Genomic DNA, 19771 nt, shown 5'->3' with positions numbered 1-19771 from the left:
ATGAAAACAGTACCTTTTGAACAAGTCATCCTCCGGGGTTGTGGAATAGATGTCCACAAGGACATGGTAGTTGCTACGATAAGTGGCGAAGGTCTCAAAACTGAAACCCGCAGTTACAAGACCTTCAGTAGTTCTTTGACAGAATTAAAAGAATGGTTATTATCCAGTGGCATTACGCATGTAGCCATGGAAAGTACCGGTGTTTACTGGAAGCCGGTTTATAAGATTCTTGAATGTCCAGATATGAAAGTCTGGATCGTGAACGCACGGCACATCAAGTATGTTCCCGGGCACAAAACGGATAAAAAGGATAGTGCCTGGATTTGCAAACTGCTTTTAGCAGGTTTGTTGAAACCGAGTTATATCCCGGAGCGTGAACAACGTGAGCTTCGTGATTTAACCCGTTACCGTAACAAGTTGATCCAGCATGTATCTTCTGAGAAAAACCGTATTGTTCGTATCCTGGAAGATTGTAACATCAAACTTTCCAGCGTGGTGTGCAGCCTGGACGGAGTCGTGGCGAACAAGCTGATAGATATGTTGATCGATAAGGGTCATGTAACAATGGATGAGATAACTTGCATCTATCATAAAAAACTTGAAGCCAGTCCGGAACTTCTTTATCAGGCTTGTGAAGGCTTTATAGAACCGCATCACATCTATATGTTGCAGACCATCCGTAAAGATATGGAACAGACGAAAGCCATCATAGCTGACCTTACCTGCCGTATAAAAGAGGTTTTATCTCCTTATGAGAATGTGATGGAACTCTTGCAGAAGATCCCCGGACTTAGCCGGAAAACGGTTGAAGACCTGATAGCAGAGATAGGTGTGGATATGGAAGCCTTTCCAACCGAAAAGCACCTGGCTTCGTGGGCCGGTGTCTGTCCAGGCAATAACGAGAGCGCAGGTAAAAAAAAAGTGGTAGAACCACCCATGGCAACAAACAGTTGAAAGCCGTAATCACGGAGGCTGCGTGGGCAGCCACCCGTACCAAGAACACCTTTTACAGTGCACGTTATCACCGTTTAGCCGCCCGTCGAGGGAAAAAGAGGGCTTTAGTAGCAGTAGGACACTCGATCCTGAAATCGGTATGGCATGTACTGAAAGAGGCTTGTGAGTATAAGGAACTCGGTGCGGAATATCTCAACCAAAGGATGGAGCAGAAACGGAAAAATTACTTGAAGAAAGAGCTGGAAGCACTTGGCTATAAAGTTAAAATCAGCCGTGATGATGGTCCAATCCCAGAAGTAGGTTAAAAACATAGAGAAGGTCGATTTTTACTGGCTTGTTGTCGTAAGAAACAGCAAGAGGTCGCTCATGAAACTGATCTCAACTGCTAAGCGGTCAAGACTGCGAGTCCTTTAACGCGTGTATGAAATTTTTTTTCTTAGCTGTTGTAAAATTATAAAATGCCCAAAGATAATAGCCAACCGCATTTGTATCTATACAAGTGCTCTCTTTTGTTTTGTCTGAACTCTAAAAAAATCAATTTATTAATGGTTTAAACGGCTCTCTTGAGATAGGGAGCGCAATTTATTTACATATGAAAAAGATTTTGTTAAGTATTCTGTCTGTATTATTGTTTGCAGGCTTTTTGTCGGCTAAACAGCCGGTTGCTCCTTTGAAGGTAATGACGTTCAATATTCGTATGGATACGAATGCTGACGGAGATAATCAGTGGAGTAACCGAAAGGATTTAGCGGCTAATCTGGTTAAATTTTATAATACGGATATCTTTGGAGCGCAGGAAGTATTGAATCACCAGCTTACGGATCTTTTGACACGTCTGCCGGAATATGCCTATGTCGGTGTTGGTAGGGAAGATGGAAAGACCAAAGGTGAATATGCTCCGATTATCTATAAAAAAGACCGTTTCGAACTTGAAGACAGTGGTAATTTCTGGTTGGCCGAAGATATGAATGCCGTAGGTAAAAAAGGCTGGGATGCAGCTTGCGAACGTGTTGCTACCTGGGGTATCTTTAAAGATAAAGAATCCGGGAAAAAGTTTTTCTTCCTGAACACTCATCTGGATCATATGGGAAAAGTAGCCCGCCATGAGGGAGCTTCTTTAGTGCTTGAAGAAGCACATAAGCTATCTAAAGGCTTACCGGTTATTGTTACAGGCGACTTTAATGCGACTCCGGATGATGATCCGATAAAAGTATTGACAGATAAAAGCGATCCGCGCCATGTGATCCATACCCGTGAAGTGGCAGATTTGAAATATGGCCCGGAATGGACTTTCCATGACTACGGACGTATTCCTCTTGAAAAGAGAGAATGGATCGACTATATTTTCATGAAAGGAGACATAAAGGTTTTGATTAACGGTGTGCTTACAGATACACTTAATCATCTGTATCCGTCCGATCATTGTCCGGTTATTGCAACTTTGGTAATTAAATAGAAAATATTGGTCTGTAATGGAATGCACTTCGGAGTAAATCTATTTATAACCTATTTTATATGTGTTTTATTTTGTTAATTATCGGAGGAATATTAGTTAATGACTAATTTGTGTTTGGTGTTTTTTTCTACAGTTTGTATCTTTGTATCGTTCTGAATGTAGATATACGTCTGAACAGAAAAAACCTTAGCCTAAAAGTCAGGATAATAAATATTAAACACAATAAGGTATTTTTTTTACATTGGTCTAAAGAATTGAGAATTAAAAACACAACTGGAAAAGGGTCGCCTGTGAAGGTGGCCCTTTTTATTTCCAATATATTTCATGGATACTTCTTATATCAGTATATTTGCGTTCGATTTGTTAAACATAAAACATAAAGAAAATGGAGAACAATAACAAACCTTCTAACGAGATACAGGTAGAACTGTCAGAAGAAATGGCACAGGGTACTTATGCAAACCTGGCAATTATTTCACATTCAACATCAGAGTTTATACTCGACTTTATCCGTGTGGTACCGGGAGCTCCGAAGGCACAGGTGAAAAGTCGTGTGATCCTGACTCCGGATAATGCAAAGCGCTTGTTTTTTGCATTGCAGGATAACCTGGCAAAATATGAAGAACAGTTGAAAGGAGGAAATAAGACGGCTAATTTTGAAGATTTTATTCCACCGATGGGAGGCGTTCAGGGGGAAGCCTGATTTATCGTGTTTTAAACTAAAAAGGGATCGTTTCAATTATCAGAAACGATCCCTTTTTAATTTTTTGAAGCTTGTGTGTGTTACTCCATCTTCTTGTTGATAACAATGTGACCGACGTAACCAAGGATGATAACTGCCAAACCTGCGATAAGGATAGTGTTGGTTACACCTCCGGTAATAGCCGGTACAGCAAGGATGATTACACCGATTAGGAGTACGATTACCCCAAGATTTTTGACTAATTCGCTCATGGTTATAGATGTTTTTATAATAATTTTCTTTTCTACCGCAAATAAAGTAATAATAACCCGATTGCAAAAATATTTTAGAATAAAAATAATGAATCCATCAAATTTAGCGGTTATATTTGTAGGATCAATACAGTTATATATGATACGAATACTTTACTTAGTTTATTTATGGCTGTTTTTTGTGCCTGTCTTTCTGGTGCTCACGATCGTTACAGCCTTAACTGTCATCGCTGGTTGTTTGCTGGGGGGAGAAAAGATTTTTGCTTATTATCCGGGTATGATCTGGTCCCGGCTGACATGTTATCTGGCACTCTGTCCCGTAAAAGTAAGAGGTCGGGAAAATATAGATCGTAAACAATCATACGTGTTTGTCTCAAACCATCAGGGGGCATTTGATATTTTTCTTATTTATGGTTTTCTGGGCGTCCCGATCAAGTGGGTGATGAAGGCTGGTATCGGAAAGATTCCTTTTGTGGGAGCCGCCTGTCGTGCTGCTGGTTTTATATTTGTGGATAATTCTACGCCTAAAGCAGCAGCCCGCAGTGTGCAGGAGGCGGAACGGTGTCTCAAAAACGGTGCCTCTGTTGTTGTCTTTCCGGAAGGTTCAAGGACCTATACCGGGAAAATGATCCGTTTTAAAAAAGGTGCTTACCAGATGGCTCTCGATCAACATTTGCCGATTGTGCCGATTACATTGAACGGACCTTTTGATGTTTTGCCGATCGGATCGCTGAATGTGCATCGGCATAAAATGGAGATGATCATTCATCCGGCTATTTCAACCGAAGATATGGACCCTTCCCATAAAGGGATGCAGCAATTTGCAGACCGGACGCAGGCGATCATTGCTTCTGCCTTATGGGAGAAGTATAAGTGAAATTAGTTCCATGCTTTCAATAAACCAGTCTTGGTTACACCCAGACTGAACCCGACACTCTTGCCCAGCATCGTTCCGGTATCGGCTGCAACTGATCCGGTAAACTGCCATCCTTTTAACCGGGGATGCGTGTAGTTGATATCGACCAGGCTGGAAGTTCCGTATTTCTTATTCAGGTATGGGATATAAGAGGTCCCCCAACCGTTCATTGCCGTGAATAATACGCGGTAGGACAGGAGTGCGTTAATATTGCCTTCTGCTCCGAAATGCCAGCTTTTAACACGGTTGTTCTCAAAGCCTAAAGTACCGTCTGTGTTATATTCCGGTGCGGGAATCAGCGGTGAACCTACTCCACGGTTAAAATAAGAAAAACCAGTCCGGTATTCTCCATTATTATAATAATCATCGTTTCCACCTCCGCGGCCGCCTTTCCATTTATCACGGTCGAATGTGATAAAGTGCATCGGTCCACTTTGATTCATTGTTACCAGATATTCGGCTACAATTTTATTTAGCCAGGGAATAGTCGGTAAATCGACTTGAATACCCCATAAGCCGTCCGTTTTATTGGCAAACTCCATCCCCGACTTATCATTGAAATAATGTTGATAATAAAAATGTCCTCCCCAGTCCTTTTGTGTGTAACTTAATTTGAAATCGTAAGAACCGTAATGGCTGCCCAGTACGTTGATCTGATCGGATGCTGTTGCGTCGTCGCCACCCTTTTGTCCGAAAACTACTCTTATGAAATCTTTAAAAGATTGTGGTTGCTTGCCGATTCTGGGATTAGTGGAAGTACCTCCCCATTGGGCAAAATGCTGAACACCGGCTGTGAAGGATAAAGGAAAATTATTTTCTGTGTCCTTAATGCGGAAGAAGAAGGATTTATGATGCCATAATACATTCTTCACGTAAGTCTGTTTCGAGTTGGCGAAATTTTTCAGGTAATCGGTATCGAATGACTTACCTACGGCAAAATCACCTCTCACCTGTAGCCACCCTTTAGTTAAGGGAACTAACGTAAATTCAGGCATACTGATATTAATTTCCGGGATAGGACGGGCATTAGCCGATTGAGTCATATCACCCGAACTCAGGTTACGGTCCCATAACGAATTATACCGTTCCTTACTTCCAATGCTGAGCAGCATGCTTCTGTATCCTATTTCCGCATAAGCCTGTTGAATGAAAACATTACGGTGGCGTGGTACGGCTGCAACGAGATCCAACCCTGCGCCCCAGTAGAACTTCGAACCGAAATGTTGGTTATGAAAAACTCCTGCATTCAAAAGCCCGTTTCCTGCATCCAACGGAACAACTCCATAGCGGTTGCTGACCATCCAGAACGGGGTGTTCGAACCGGTTGCTGCCGAACCGAACAACTCGGCTTTATAAATTGTGGAATCTTGTATCTTGTTGATCTGGGAATAACTGCGAACAGAAATACTAAGCAAACTTATTCCTATTAATATAATATGTAAGGCTTTCATTTAATTTACTTTTTTGTCCGCAACAAAGGTAATGATAAATATAATGCTTCAAGAGACTCATTTAAAAAAGAAGCTTAAGCATTATAAAAATACAAATATAATTGTATCTTTGTTGTCACTGCTTGATTTACAACGTTTGATATGGATGATAAGCTACTTTTGTTTGAATTTCTTGATGCTGAAAAGTATAGAATTTCATTATCTTTGGGGGAATGTCAGTTAGATTCCAAACCTTTAGGGAGGAATGAGGCAGGCATAGTCTTCAAAGCGAGAATGAATGGAAAAGATGTTGCCTTGAAATTCTTTTTGTTTAATGGCGATGACTCAAGAAAAGGGAAGTGGTTAAATAAACTTAAAGCAAGATACCTGGAAATATCGCTTCTGGAGACAAGAAATAACATTGTCCAGTATGCCGACTTTGATATCGTAACTGTCGAAGGGGAGGAAATACCGGTCCTTGTGATGAAATTGTATAAATGTTCGTTGGAAGAATACCGGAGTATACTTTCGATGGATACTTTCCTAAAGTTGTTCCGTTTCCTGACGAACACCGTACAGTTCCTACATAGCATGGGAATCAGCCATGGAGCTATAACTCCCCGTAATATCCTGGTGGACGATCATAATGATTTTGTCCTGACGGATGTCTCTATTCTGGAGAATAACGATGCCGGTTATTCAGATATCACCGCGATCGGAGAGGTACTGCAATGGTATGCTTTCGGAAATATCAGTAACGATGCTGGCATAAGCAAGGTTTTCCCGGCATTGAAACTGTATGACCAGATCGTGGAACGTTGTCTGACACAGGATAACAGCCGGCGCTTCCGTTCGGTGGATGAGATATTGGCTTTTGTAGAGATCCAGAAAGAACGTGATCCGAGTGAATTATTGAAAGAGTTCAGCCTGATCTGCCGGAAGAACTTTCCTAAGGAACTTCCCGAGTTTGTTCATTGTTCGGACCAGGCAAAGATCATAAAACTCTTTTCCGAGTTTGTCTCCAGAAAAGACTTCTTTGGCGGCAACCTGATCTATTTCACGGATGTGGAACGGAATGTCTTTTCTCCTCAGATATGCAAGAACGGATATATCAAGTTCGATAACTCAGCACAATATAAGGTGTTGGATATCTGGATTCACAGTGACAGCGATATGCGGAACGACTATATCCTGGTTCACCATTCGAACACACTGCCCGAAAAGGTAAACGGCAAGGATGTGTACCGCTGGGCCGTTTATGAAGAACGTACGCAGATCACTTGGGAGGAAGCGATGAACGGTTTCGCCGAAAGCGACGGGGATATTATCGCACTGGACCGGACTAAAATTGAGTTTTACAACCGCATCTCCCGTGAGGGGTATACTTTTATCGCGCTGAACCATCTGCATAGCCTGGCTTCTCCCGCCAATGCCGGGACGTTACGCGATTACTTTTTCCGTTTTAGCTTTAGTTATGTCAACCGTTACATTCTGGAAGATATGAATAACCAGATGAAGCAACATATCTCGGCTCTCGGAAGAAAATAATCAGAAGCCTTTCCGGTTCATCCAGTCGAAAACCGTCCGGTAGGTGTGGTCGCGGGATTCTTTTTCGGAGAGTATCAGGTCATGGATGCCGTTCGGTATCGTGTCGCGGGTCACATACTCTCCCAGCTTCGGAGCATACTTCTGGATATCGTGTACATCCAGTACTATGTCGGAAGATAGATATTCGTTATGCCATTCTTTAGTCTCCGGATATGACTTGTCGGACGACATGACCAGAACCGGACAATCCAGGTGCAGGCCTTTTCTTACTTTTCGTTGCCCTTCCTGAATAGCCTTTATCCAGCCAGCCTTTTTAGGATGCCCGTTAATCATCTTCCAGTTTGTATCGTATTCCCATTCTCCTTTGAACTGCTTCAACAGGCTGTGTGCGTAAGATGCAATGCCATAGCCTTGTACGGTCAGGTTCGGCAAGAATCTCCCTATAAATGCCACAGCCGGAATAGCGACTTTTTCCATAAACCATCCGAAGTTCCAGTCGAGGAAAGGACTGTTCAATATCAACCCGTCGACCGGAAGGTTATCCTTTTTACTATCCAGGTATAATGGTGTGATCAATCCTCCCGTGGAATGCGCCATCAACAGGATCCTGTCATTCCCTTCCGAATGTATGGTTGCCAGTGCCGTATCGATATCTGCGAAATACTCCGTGAGGCTTTTGCAGAAAAACGGATTCTGGTTGGGGAGGATGGAACGCCCGTATTTTCGCAGGTCCATCGCATAGAAGTTGTAACCGTGTGCATTCACGCTATCACCCAGTTGCTTCTGAAAAAAGTAATCGTTGTAACCATGAATATACAGGACCGCCTGTTTTACATCGGGCAACTGAGGCTTCTTGACCAGCGTACAGACCACTTTCCCTTCGTAATCGTCGGGCATTTGAAAAGTACGACGCAGGTATCCGTCTCCCAGTACATCAGGTATATATTGGGCATACAGGCTGGCTGCCAGTAGAATAAGTAAAGATGTAAAATAAAGTTTGCGTCTCATAATCGTTTTCCTTTTATAACCGCGACGGGTATATCATTGTTCCGGTCACAAAGGTAGGTAAACAATTAGAACGGAAGACATCGTATTTTAATCTTTTCTATATTACTATTTAGTTCTTTCCTCTTGTCTTTTTATTCATTCCGGCATGCATGAATTTAATTTTGAGCATGCTGGAAATTAAATATGAGCAAGCTAAAAATTGATTTTGAGCCTGCTCAAAAGAAATAGAATAAGGCAGGAAAATACGAAAAGTCTATGACAAACAAGCTAAAGAGTCAAGTCTTTCCGGTTAGTTTGATTTATGCTGTTCTTTATTTCATTAAATAAAATAATTGTGTACTTTTAGGACTTCATTAATGATCAATAAGGGAAGATAGTTATGAGACGTTTTTATTCTTTGTTACTGATGGTGCTGTGTTGCACCGGTTTGTTTGCCAAGACGAAGAAGGCAGTGTATATAATCATCGACGGGGTTCCTGCCGACCAGATCGAGAGACTGCATACTCCGGCGATTTTTGATATAGCATCGAGGGGAGCCTATGGCAGGGCTTATACCGGAGGTGAGATAGGAGGATATTCCCAGACCGCTACGATCTCGGCGATCGGATATACCAATTTGCTGACATCTACTTGGTTTAATAAGCATAATGTGGGCGGCAATTCGGACCTGAAACCCAATTATAACTACTGGACTATCTTTAGAATCGCGAAAGAACAACCCAAAGAGTATAAAACAGCCATTTATTCCAGTTGGACGGATAACCGTACCGTGTTGATCGGGGAAGGGAAGAAGGAAACAAACAATCTTAAAATAGATTATGTAAAAGACGGTTACGACCTGGATACAGTCCGTTTTCCTAAAAAGGAGAAGGATTTGCATATCTTCGATATAGATGAACAAATATCGAAGGATGCCGCAGAAGGTATCTGTAAAGAGGCGCCCGACTTGAGCTGGGTTTATCTGTGGTACACCGACGACGCTGGGCATATTGCCGGAAACGGGGCTTTCTTCGACGAATATGTCCGGAAGGCCGACAATCAGGTTGCCCGTATCTGGGAAGCCGTCAAGTACCGCGAAGCGAACTTTGATGAAGAATGGATGGTTGTTGTTACAACCGATCACGGACGCGGAGAGAATGGTCACGGTCACGGAGGGCAGTCCTGGCGCGAACGTACTACCTGGATATCGACCAATATCCCTGTAAACAGTCATTTTACAAAAGGCTCCCTGGCTATCACGGATATCGCTCCTTCCATTTGCCGTTATATGGGATTTGAAATCCCGCAGGCTGTACTTTGGGAGCAGGACGGCATGCCGTTTATTGGGCAGACCGATATTTATGATTTGCAAACCCTGCCTTATGATAATACAGTGGAATTATCCTGGAAATCCTATACAGGAAATGCCCCGGTCACAGTCTATGCCGCTTCCGCTAATAAGTTCAGGGAAGGCGGAAAGGATGAGTGGACTAAGCTCGCGGAACTTCCGGCCGGCGTGAAAAGTTATACGGTCGATCTGCAGGTTCTACCGGCATCGCAGTTTTATAAGTTCGTTGTCGTGTCTCCGGGCAATCATCTAAATCGTTGGTTACAGAAATAAAAGAAATTATGTCGGTTGTTTTCTCCAGAGACTTTTTATAGTCAAGTTTTAGCTTTTATGCTCTTTTAATGCTTGATGTTTAGGTGTTTTATGCTGAAAGGTGATTGCGAAAAGTTCTTGTAAGTGGTCAAAAAAGGAGCTGTCTGAACAAGGATAGCTATGCTATGTCAGGAGAGACTATAGTGCTAGTTGGAATATATGTCATGTAAAAATAGATTTCATTTATATTATTAAAATAAAATATCATGAAAAAAACTCTTTGTGTATCAACTCTTTTATGTTTAGCCGGACAGCCGCTCGTGGCACAGGAACGTCCGAATGTTATTGTTTTTCTGGTCGATGATATGGGTCTTATGGATACTTCGCTTCCGTTTCTGACGGATGAGGCAGGTAATCCGGTCCGTTATCCGCTGAATGACTGGTATCAGACTCCGAATATGGAGCGTATGGCTCGCCAGGGAATTCGTTTTTCTACTTTCTATGCGCAAAGTGTCAGTTCTCCTTCCCGTGCATCTATCATGACCGGCCAGAACTCGACCCGACATAGAACGACCAACTGGATCAATTCTGAAACAAATAACAAAACACCTTTCGGGCCGACAGACTGGAACTGGAAAGGTATCTCGAAGAATGATGTAACATTGCCCCGTGTGCTGCACGATGCCGGATATAAAACGATCCATGTCGGCAAGGCTCATTTCGGTTGCCAGAACAGCGACGGTGAACTGCCTCAGAATATAGGTTTTGATGTGAATATTGCCGGTTCTTCCATCGGGCATCCGGGTAGTTATTACGGGGAGAACGGATACGGACATATCAAAGGACAGAAGGCTCGTGCCGTACCGGGATTAGAAAAGTATCATGGTACAGATACATTCCTGAGCGAAGCTCTGACGTTGGAAGCCAATGAGCAGATCACTGAGGCTGTAGGGGAGAAGAAGCCTTTCTTCTTATATATGTCCCATTATGCTGTTCATTCTCCTTTTGAAGCAGATAAACGTTTTGCCGATCATTACCGTTATACGGGAAGGCCGAAAGTCGCGGCTGATTTTGCTACGTTGATCGAAGGAATGGATAAATCGCTGGGTGATATTATGGATCATCTGGAAGAATTAGGGATTGCCGAGAATACATTAATTATATTTCTGGGTGACAATGGTTCCGATGCCCCTTTGGGTGATGATAAAGGTTACACTTCTTCTGCTCCTTTGCGTGGAAAGAAAGGCTCTGAATTTGAAGGTGGTGTCCGCGTTCCGTTTATTGCCTGCTGGGGTAAGCCGGATATGAATAATCCGCTTCAAAAACAATTACCGATTGAAGTCGGTGGTGTCCAGTTACAGATGGGTACAGTGATGGATATCTATCCGACACTTGTTTCTTTGAGCGGAGCAAAAAATCCGAAGGACCATATTATCGATGGTGTCGACCTGCGGGACCAATTGGAAGGAAAGAGAAACAATAGCCGTCCGGAAACTGTCCTGATGCATTTCCCACATGAGCATCGGGGAAGTTACTTTACTACTTATATAGAAGGAGATTGGAAACTGATTTATTATTATAATCCGGAAAATCCGTCCGAACCCCGTTACCGTCTGTATAATCTAAAGAAAGATCCGGGCGAATCATTGGATGTGTCGGAAAGAAATCCAAAATTACTGGTCAAGATGGTAAAAGCAATGACGGCACAACTCGATGCCGAAGGTGCGCTTTATCCGGAAGATGCGAACGGAAATGTGCTGAGACCGGTTTATTAAAAGAGGAAGTAGCAGACGTTTGGAGTAAAAAATAACACGTAATGTGTTGTATACTCGGAAAAACTTCTTACCTTTGCCCCCGCAAATTTTTAAGTACTAACAAATATAAAACAGCGTTTTATGAACAATTATGAAACCGTTTTCATTTTAACTCCCGTTTTGTCTGACGCACAGATGAAGGAAGCGGTAGAAAAATTCACGAACCTCCTGAAAGAACAGGGTGCTGAAATCGTGAACGAAGAAAATTGGGGATTGCGCAAATTAGCTTATCCTATCGACAAGAAAACAACAGGCTTCTATCAGCTGGTTGAATTCAAGGCAAATCCGGAAACTATCGCTACTTTGGAAGTTCACTTCCGTCGTGACGAACGTGTGATCCGTTTCCTGACTTTCCGCCAGGACAAATATGCAGCAGAATATGCCGCTAAGAGAAGAAATCTGAAATCATCTAAAGAAACAGTAAAGGAGAATTAATCATGGCAGCAACTCAATCAGAAATCAGATATTTAACTCCGCCTTCAGTAGACGTTAAGAAAAAGAAATATTGCCGTTTCAAAAAGAACGGTATCAAGTATATCGATTACAAAGATCCTGAATTCCTGAAGAAATTCCTGAACGAACAGGGTAAAATTCTTCCGCGTCGTATCACAGGTACTTCTTTGAAGTTCCAGCGTCGTATCGCTCAGGCTGTAAAAAGAGCTCGTCACCTGGCGTTGCTTCCTTACGTAACCGATTTAATGAAATAATAAAAAGAGAGGAGACAGAATATGCAAGTTATTTTGAAAGAAGATGTAATCAATTTAGGTTACAAAGACGATATCGTAACAGTAAAAGACGGTTACGGACGTAACTTTCTAATCCCCACGGGTAAGGCAGTAATCGCTTCTGAGTCTGCTAAGAAAGTATTAGCTGAAAACCTGAGACAGCGTGCTCACAAATTGGCTAAGATCAAAGAAGATGCTCAGGCATTGGCAGCAAAGTTGGAAGGCGTTGCATTGACTATCGGTGCAAAGACCAGCTCAACTGGTACAATCTTCGGTTCTGTTACAAATATCCAGGTTGCTGAAGCTTTGGCAAAAGCTGGTTTCGAAGTAGAACGTAAGATTATCTACATTAAGGATGCTGTTAAGGAAGTAGGTAACTACAAAGCAATCCTTAAACTTCACAAGGAAGTTTCTGTTGAAATTCCTTTCGAAGTGGTTTCTGAATAATTCAGTAAACGATATAAAGTTGAAAAGGGCAGTCCTTCGGGATTTGCCCTTTTGTGGTTTTATATAGTTGGGTGGACTACTTTTATATTGTATAAAGATTCATCTGGTTTTGTTCTGTTATCCTATGAGCCGGATACCGGAATGAACGACGTTAAACCGGCTATGACTAATTATTTATAGAAAAAGACTTCTCTTTATCAGTAAAAAAATGCTACATTTGCCCCGAATTTGCATAAAATCGTTTACTGTGGCTAGAATATCTTTTCTATATATTAATCTGTTGATGGCCTTGTTTTTGACTCTTCCTGTACTTCAAGCGAGAGAGAAGACTTTTACTGTCGTGATTGATGCCGGTCATGGAGGAAAGGACCCTGGGGCTCGCGGTACTGTTATTAATGAAAAAGCTATTAATCTTTCTGTGGCTTTAAAACTTGGGGATAAGATAGCCGCCGGTCATGACGATGTAAAAGTTATTTATACCCGTAAGACAGATCGTTTTATAGAACTAGATGAACGTGCGAATATAGCTAACCGTAATAAGGCGGATCTTTTTATATCCATCCATACGAACTCAGTCAAAAAAGGTAGCACTGCTCGTGGAACGGAAACTTATACGTTAGGTTTGGCTCGTACCGACGAAAACCTGGCTGTGGCTATGCGTGAAAACTCTGCTATTTTGCTGGAAGATGACTATCAGCAGAAGTATGAAGGTTTTGATCCGAATTCATCCGAATCCTATATTATTTTTGAGTTCATGCAGAACAAGCATATGGAGCAGAGCGTTAGTTTTGCTTCAGAGATACAAAAATGCTTTGTCTCGGCAAAACGGGCAGATAGAGGGGTAAGGCAAGCCGGTTTCCTGGTTTTGAGGAAGACTAGTATGCCAAGTGTTTTGGTCGAACTGGGGTATATTTCGAATCGGGATGAGGAGCGTTTTATGAAATCTTCGGATGGGCAAAACCGGTTGGCGAGTGCTTTGTATGACGCATTCAGCAGGTATAAGAAAGAATACGACAGAAAGCAGGGAGGGTTATCCGGATCTGTGCAGGGTATAACAAGCTCGGAGGTGTCTTATGTTGAATATGAAGCAACGGAAGAGGCTGTGCCTGCCGGTAGTGAAGAGGATATTCTGAATAAAAAGAAAAATGCTTCGGTTTCTTCACAAAAGAAACAAACTACTGCTGCGACTCGGACAAAATCGAATGCAACAGGGAAAATTGTCTATAAAGTGCAAATTCTTACCTCGGATAAAAAACTTTCTCCGGGGGCAAAAGTGTTTAAAGGATATAAGAATGTAGACTTCTTTGTGGAGAAAGGAATCTATAAATACACCTATGGCGAAACGACCGATTTCGATTCGATCAGGAAGTTGCGCCGACAGGCTGCTAAAGACTTTAAAGATGCTTTTATCGTAGCATTTAAAGATGGCAAAAAGGTAAAGTATTAAAAGAGAAACATATAATTTAAAAGGATGAAAAGTATATTGACCAAAGAGGCAAAGATTGGACTTGTAAGTATTATTAGTTTGGCGTTGCTGTATTTCGGGATTAATTATCTGAAAGGTATAAATTTATTTAAACCGGTAAATCATTATTTCGTTACATTTCATAATGTGAAGGATGTGACGGTATCCAGTCCTGTTTATATCGATGGTTTTAAAGTGGGATTGGTAAGAAGTATTGTTTATGATTATGAGAATACAGATAAAATAACGGTAGAGATCAGTCTGGATGATGAAATGAAACTTACGACGGGAAGTTACATTACGATTATAAAGACGCTTCTGAGTGGTGGCGAACTTCATATCCATCTGAATAAATATGTAAAGGATTATTTAAAGCCCGGGGCTACGATTGAAGGGAAGATGGAAGAGGATATGATGCAGTCTGTGCAGGAGAAGATTCTGCCGGGAGTGGAAGCCCTTTTACCTAAGCTGGATTCTATACTGGGCGGTTTGCAGGTACTGATCAATCATCCGGCTATTACGCAGTCTCTCGATCATATAGCGAAGACTACAGGTAACCTGGAGGCTTCTACTCGTCAGTTGAATACTATGCTGAGTAAAGACGTGCCGGGTATTATGTCTGATTTGAAAGTGATAACCGGTAATTTTAATGAAGTGAGCACCAGTTTAAAAGGTTTGGATCTGGCGACTACCGTCAATTCCATTAATGCGACTTTGGCAAATCTGCAACTGACAACAGATAAGTTGAACCAGAAGGATAATACATTAGGGTTGTTGCTGAATGACAGAAGTTTATATAATAATCTGGATAGTACGATGATAAATGCATCAAGGTTGTTACTGGATCTGAAGCAGAATCCGAAAAGATATGTTCATTTTTCTGTTTTTTAACCGAAAAGAATATTAAATCATCTAATCTTATTTAGAATTTTTCCAATTAAGGAAAAAACTGTCTAAACGTATTTTTAGAGATGCATAAGGTCTTTAGATAGAGGAAAATAACGTAGTCTACGGGCCTTTTTGCATGAGAAACAGTGGGATAGCGTAATAATTAAAAGTGTCCTAAAATAAAGGGCTCTTGGATGTGTAAGTGTTTAAGTGTTTGTAAATCAGACTTGTTTTCTATAACTTGTTGACACTAAATGCTATATTAAACATTCAAAAGAACCAAATAATTCGGCACTTTTTTTTTCCGAATTAATTTCTAAACTTTGTAGTCGGAAAAATAAAAAAAGTATAGTTGGGAGAGTAATAAATCATGCAGACTGAATATCAGACATTGTGGAATAAATGCCTCGCTGTCATTAAAGACATCGTGCCGGAGGCCGCTTTTAACACATGGTTCATGCCGATCATACCTTTATCCTATGAGGATAATAAGTTTACGATCCAGGTGCCGAGCCAGTTCTTTTATGAGTACCTTGAGGAGAAATACGTAAATGTATTGAAAGTTACATTATATCGTGTAATAGGTCAGGGTACGATTCTTAACTACCGTGTTATGGTAGATAAGACGACTGGTGGTACCGTAGATTATCCGGCAGAGAATGGTTCGGTAGCAGTAAAGAAGATAACTCCCAAAGATGCGAATAAGGCTCCTAATCCATTTATACAGACTGCACCTCAGGATTTGGATCCGCAGTTAAATCCCAAGTATAACTTTGATAACTATTTTGAAGGAACCAGCAATAAATTAGTACGTACGGCAGGTGAGGCTGTTGCACAGAATCCTGGAAAGACGACGTTTAATCCATTGTTTATTTTCGGACCGTCAGGGGTTGGTAAAACACACTTGTGTCATGCCATAGGAACCCGTATCCGTGAACTTCATCCGGAAAAGAAGGTATTGTATGTTTCCTCCCATCTGTTCCGTGTTCAGTTTACTGATGCAATCCGTAAGAATACAACGAATGACTTTTTGAATTTTTACCAGAATATCGATGTTCTGCTATTGGATGATATCCAGGAATTGATCGGTATGGATAAGACTCAGAATACATTCTTCCATATATTCAATCATCTTCATCAGCTGGGAAAACAGTTGATCCTTACTTCGGATAAGGCACCTGTCGATTTGCAGGGAATGGAGGAGCGATTGATAACCCGTCTGAAATGGGGACTTACAGCTGAGTTGAGCCGTCCGGATCTTGATTTGAGAAAGAAGATCTTGAAGAATAAGATCAACCATGATGGTATTGTTATTCCGGATGAGGTATTCAACTTCATTGCGAATAATGTTACTGAAAATGTACGTGACCTGGAAGGTATCCTTGTTTCATTGATGGCGAATGCTGTTATTAATAATAAGGAAATAGATCTGCCTCTGACTAAACGTGTGGTAAGTCAGGCTGTCCGTCTGGAGAAAAAACAGCTCTCTGTTCAGATGATTCAGGAAATCGTATGTAATTATTTCAATCTGGATCAGGCGGTCATTCAGACACGTTCCAGAAAACGTGAGATTGTGCAGGCTCGTCAGATTACGATGTATCTTGCCAAAAAGTATACCGATTGTTCTTTTTCCCATATTGGGAAGATTGTAGGAAAGAAAGATCATGCCACAGTATTGCATGCCTGCAAAACAATCAAGGACCAGATGGAAACGAGCAAGTCTTTCCGTTCGTCTGTTGAAGAGATCGAGGTTAAATTAAGAAGTTGATAAATCATTTTATATAGGTGGAAAGGATGTCGTTTTATATGGCATCCTTTTTCTGTTTTGGGAAACATGGAAATGTTAGTGGTTTTCTTTTTGGAAAATATTTTTGGATTTGCGAAATGTTAATATGTTGATTTTCATATATGGTATGAAATGAATTGGAAAACCTGATATTCTTTTCGATTTTAGTTGTTTAATAATTTGGTCAATAAATAAAGTATTCTTAAACTTGCACTATTATTAATACAGTAATTATCGTGAACCATAAAACTTACACATTCGATGAAGCGTTTAAGGCTTCACTGGACTACTTTACGGGCGACGAGCTTGCCGCTAAAGTATGGGTAAACAAGTATGCTTTGAAGGATGCATTCGGGAATATTTATGAGGAATCTCCCGTGGATATGCACCACCGTCTGGCAAGTGAAATTGCCCGTGTAGAGAAAAAGTATCCTAATCCTTTATCAGAGCAGGAGCTTTTTGACCTATTTGATCATTTCCGTTACATCGTTCCGCAAGGAAGTCCGATGACGGGGATTGGCAATGATTACCAGATTGCCTCACTCTCTAATTGTTTTGTTATTGGATTGGACGGAGAAGCCGATTCATATGGTGCAATTATCCGGATTGATGAAGAGCAGGTTCAGTTAATGAAGCGTCGCGGAGGTGTGGGACATGATTTGTCGCATATCCGTCCGAAAGGCTCTCCTGTTAAAAATTCAGCTCTTACATCTACTGGTTTGGTGCCGTTTATGGAGCGTTATTCTAATTCGACACGCGAAGTTGCACAAGACGGTCGTCGTGGGGCGCTGATGTTAAGTGTATCGATTAAGCATCCGGATTCGGAGTCCTTTATTGATGCAAAAATGACTGAGGGAAAAGTTACCGGGGCAAATGTTTCGGTGAAGATTGATGATGATTTTATGAATTCCGTTGTTAGCGGAACTTCATATAAACAGCAATATCCGATTGATTCAAATGAACCGACTACAGTAAAGGAAATCGATGCGGCTGCTTTGTGGAAGAAGATCATCCATAATGCATGGAAGTCGGCTGAACCCGGTGTTTTGTTCTGGGATACTATTTTGCGTGAATCTGTTCCTGATTCATATGCCGATCTGGGATTCCGTACGGTTTCAACCAATCCGTGTGGTGAAATACCTCTCTGTCCCTACGACAGTTGCCGTTTGCTGGCTATCAATCTTTATTCATATGTATTAAATCCGTTTACAAAAGATGCTTACTTCGATTTTGATCTGTTCAAAAAACATGTAGCATTGGCACAACGTATCATGGATGATATTATCGATCTGGAATCAGAAAAGATCGAGAAGATCCTTGAAAAGATCGATTCTGACCCGGAATCAATGGAAGTGAAGGAAACGGAACGTCATTTGTGGGAAAAGATACAGAAGAAGACTCTACAAGGCCGTCGTACCGGTGTGGGTATCACTGCTGAAGGCGATATGATTGCGGCTTTGGGACTTCGTTACGGAACGGATGAGGCTACAGAGTGTGCAGAAGAAATTCAGAAGACATTGGCCTTGGAGGCTTATCGTTCTTCCGTCATGATGGCTAAAGAGCGTGGCGCTTTCGAAATCTATGATTCGAAACGTGAGGAAAAGAATCCGTTTATCAACCGTTTGCGTGAAGCTGATCCGGGATTGTATGAAGATATGCTGAAGTACGGCCGTCGTAACATAGCTTGTCTGACTATTGCTCCGACAGGAACAACCAGTTTGATGACGCAGACAACTTCCGGTATCGAGCCGGTATTCCTTCCGGTGTACAGACGTCGTCGTAAGGTTAACCCGAATGATGCGGAAACGCGTGTCGATTTTGTGGATGAAACCGGCGACGCATTCGAAGAATATGTCGTATTCCATCATAAGTTTGTAACCTGGATGCAGGCTAACGGTTATTCCGTTATCAAGAAATATACCCAGGAAGAAATTGATGAGTTGGTAGCTAAATCACCTTATTATAAAGCTACTTCAAACGATGTAGACTGGTTGCAGAAAGTCCGGATGCAGGGACGTATCCAGAAATGGGTGGACCATTCTATCAGTGTAACTATCAACTTGCCGGCTGACGTATCGGAAGAATTAGTGGATTCTTTGTATGTTGAAGCATGGAAGTGCGGATGTAAAGGCTGTACGGTTTACCGTGACGGTTCCCGTTCAGGTGTACTGCTCTCGACAGAAAAGAAAAAAGAGAAGAAAGATGATTGTAATTGCATGCAACCGCCGGTGATTGTTTCCACCCGTCCGCGTGAACTGGAAGCTGATGTAGTGAAGTTCCAGAACAACCGCGAAAAGTGGATTGCTTTTGTCGGTTTGCTGAACGGTCGTCCGTATGAGATCTTTACCGGTCTTGCCGATGATGACGAAGGTATCATGTTGCCGAAGAATGTATCCAAAGGAACGATCATCAAGAGTTATGATGAAGACGGCAAGAAACATTATGATTTCCAGTTCAAGAACAAGCGTGGTTACAAGATGACTATCGAAGGTCTGGACGGAAAGTTTGATCCCGAATTCTGGAACTATGCGAAACTGATCTCCGGCGTATTGCGTTACGGCATGCCTATCGACCAGGTTATCAAGTTGGTTCAGGGAATGGAACTGAACAATGAATCGATCAATACCTGGAAGAATGGGGTTGAACGTGCATTGAAGAAGTATCTGCCGAATGGTACGGAAGTAAAAGGACAGGTGTGTCCGAACTGTGGTCTGGAAACCCTTATCTATCAGGAAGGGTGTCTGATCTGTACGAACTGTGGAGCTTCAAAGTGTGGATAAGCGTAACATAACAAATATTTT

General features: G+C 41.8%; 18 protein-coding genes. 15 read left to right on the top strand and 3 right to left on the bottom strand.

Annotated features, from left to right (window positions below; translation table 11 throughout):
* From C825_RS24020 to C825_RS24005, 4 genes are all read left to right on the top strand, one after another.
* Window positions 1-954: an IS110 family RNA-guided transposase gene (locus C825_RS24020; protein ID WP_010800331.1), complete on the top strand. Its 954-nt coding sequence runs from the start codon at window positions 1-3 to the stop codon at window positions 952-954.
* The gene (locus C825_RS24015) at window positions 951-1259 is read left to right on the top strand and encodes a hypothetical protein (RefSeq protein WP_007657317.1); all 309 of its coding nucleotides are present in this window, start codon (window positions 951-953) and stop codon (window positions 1257-1259) included. The genes C825_RS24020 and C825_RS24015 overlap by 4 nt, the downstream gene beginning before the upstream one ends.
* A 287-nt stretch (window positions 1260-1546) precedes the next feature.
* Window positions 1547-2410 carry an endonuclease/exonuclease/phosphatase family protein gene (locus tag C825_RS24010; protein WP_010800481.1) on the top strand — a complete coding sequence of 288 codons (864 nt, stop codon included), beginning with the start codon at window positions 1547-1549 and terminating at the stop codon, window positions 2408-2410.
* A gap of 385 nt (window positions 2411-2795) precedes the next feature.
* Window positions 2796-3113 carry a DUF3467 domain-containing protein gene (locus tag C825_RS24005; RefSeq protein WP_007654170.1) on the top strand — a complete coding sequence of 106 codons (318 nt, stop codon included), beginning with the start codon at window positions 2796-2798 and terminating at the stop codon, window positions 3111-3113.
* An 80-nt stretch (window positions 3114-3193) separates the two neighbouring features.
* Here the strand turns inward: C825_RS24005 and C825_RS24000 are convergent, their stop codons facing one another.
* On the bottom strand, window positions 3194-3364 hold the full coding sequence (locus C825_RS24000; RefSeq protein ID WP_007654169.1) for a hypothetical protein: 171 nt from the start codon (window positions 3362-3364) through the stop codon (window positions 3194-3196).
* Between the two features lie 139 nt (window positions 3365-3503).
* On the opposite strand from C825_RS24000, the gene C825_RS23995 reads away from it, so the two are divergent.
* Complete coding sequence (locus tag C825_RS23995) at window positions 3504-4241, top strand: lysophospholipid acyltransferase family protein (protein ID WP_044215226.1); 738 nt, start codon at window positions 3504-3506, stop codon at window positions 4239-4241.
* A 2-nt stretch (window positions 4242-4243) separates the two neighbouring features.
* Here C825_RS23995 and C825_RS23990 read toward each other — a convergent pair whose 3' ends face one another.
* Window positions 4244-5731, bottom strand: a complete 1488-nt coding sequence (locus C825_RS23990; RefSeq protein ID WP_010800479.1) for a capsule assembly Wzi family protein — start codon at window positions 5729-5731, stop codon at window positions 4244-4246.
* Window positions 5732-5872: 141 nt separating this feature from the next.
* Here C825_RS23990 and C825_RS23985 point away from each other — a divergent pair, with 141 nt between their 5' ends.
* The gene (locus C825_RS23985; protein ID WP_010800478.1) at window positions 5873-7258 is read left to right on the top strand and encodes a protein kinase domain-containing protein; all 1386 of its coding nucleotides are present in this window, start codon (window positions 5873-5875) and stop codon (window positions 7256-7258) included.
* Here C825_RS23985 and C825_RS23980 read toward each other — a convergent pair whose 3' ends face one another.
* On the bottom strand, window positions 7259-8266 hold the full coding sequence (locus C825_RS23980; protein ID WP_007654165.1) for an alpha/beta hydrolase: 1008 nt from the start codon (window positions 8264-8266) through the stop codon (window positions 7259-7261).
* Window positions 8267-8645: 379 nt separating this feature from the next.
* On the opposite strand from C825_RS23980, the gene C825_RS23975 reads away from it, so the two are divergent.
* From C825_RS23975 to C825_RS23935, 9 genes are all read left to right on the top strand, one after another.
* The gene (locus tag C825_RS23975) at window positions 8646-9866 is read left to right on the top strand and encodes an alkaline phosphatase family protein (protein WP_010800477.1); all 1221 of its coding nucleotides are present in this window, start codon (window positions 8646-8648) and stop codon (window positions 9864-9866) included.
* A gap of 245 nt (window positions 9867-10111) precedes the next feature.
* Complete coding sequence (locus C825_RS23970; protein ID WP_010800476.1) at window positions 10112-11620, top strand: sulfatase; 1509 nt, start codon at window positions 10112-10114, stop codon at window positions 11618-11620.
* 120 nt (window positions 11621-11740) lie between these two features.
* A complete protein-coding gene (rpsF, locus tag C825_RS23965) occupies window positions 11741-12094 on the top strand; it encodes a 30S ribosomal protein S6 (protein WP_007654157.1) in 354 nt (117 codons plus the stop codon).
* Window positions 12095-12096: 2 nt separating this feature from the next.
* Window positions 12097-12366 carry a 30S ribosomal protein S18 gene (gene rpsR / locus C825_RS23960; protein ID WP_007654155.1) on the top strand — a complete coding sequence of 90 codons (270 nt, stop codon included), beginning with the start codon at window positions 12097-12099 and terminating at the stop codon, window positions 12364-12366.
* 21 nt (window positions 12367-12387) lie between these two features.
* Window positions 12388-12831, top strand: a complete 444-nt coding sequence (gene rplI, locus C825_RS23955; RefSeq protein WP_007654153.1) for a 50S ribosomal protein L9 — start codon at window positions 12388-12390, stop codon at window positions 12829-12831.
* 247 nt (window positions 12832-13078) lie between these two features.
* On the top strand, window positions 13079-14278 hold the full coding sequence (locus C825_RS23950) for an N-acetylmuramoyl-L-alanine amidase family protein (protein WP_370686665.1): 1200 nt from the start codon (window positions 13079-13081) through the stop codon (window positions 14276-14278).
* Between the two features lie 24 nt (window positions 14279-14302).
* The gene (locus C825_RS23945; protein ID WP_007654149.1) at window positions 14303-15187 is read left to right on the top strand and encodes an MlaD family protein; all 885 of its coding nucleotides are present in this window, start codon (window positions 14303-14305) and stop codon (window positions 15185-15187) included.
* Between the two features lie 367 nt (window positions 15188-15554).
* Window positions 15555-16952 carry a chromosomal replication initiator protein DnaA gene (gene dnaA, locus C825_RS23940; RefSeq protein ID WP_010800474.1) on the top strand — a complete coding sequence of 466 codons (1398 nt, stop codon included), beginning with the start codon at window positions 15555-15557 and terminating at the stop codon, window positions 16950-16952.
* 254 nt (window positions 16953-17206) lie between these two features.
* Entirely contained in the window at window positions 17207-19750 is a 2544-nt protein-coding gene (locus tag C825_RS23935) for an adenosylcobalamin-dependent ribonucleoside-diphosphate reductase (protein WP_010800473.1), read from the top strand.
* The last annotated feature ends 21 nt before the right edge of the window (window positions 19751-19771 follow it).

Origin of the sequence: Parabacteroides sp. ASF519, assembly GCF_000364265.2 — a bacterium.
Lineage (GTDB): Bacteria > Bacteroidota > Bacteroidia > Bacteroidales > Tannerellaceae > Parabacteroides > Parabacteroides goldsteinii.
The sequence above is the reverse complement of the archived record's forward strand: the minus strand, read 5'-3'. Positions and strand labels throughout refer to the sequence as shown.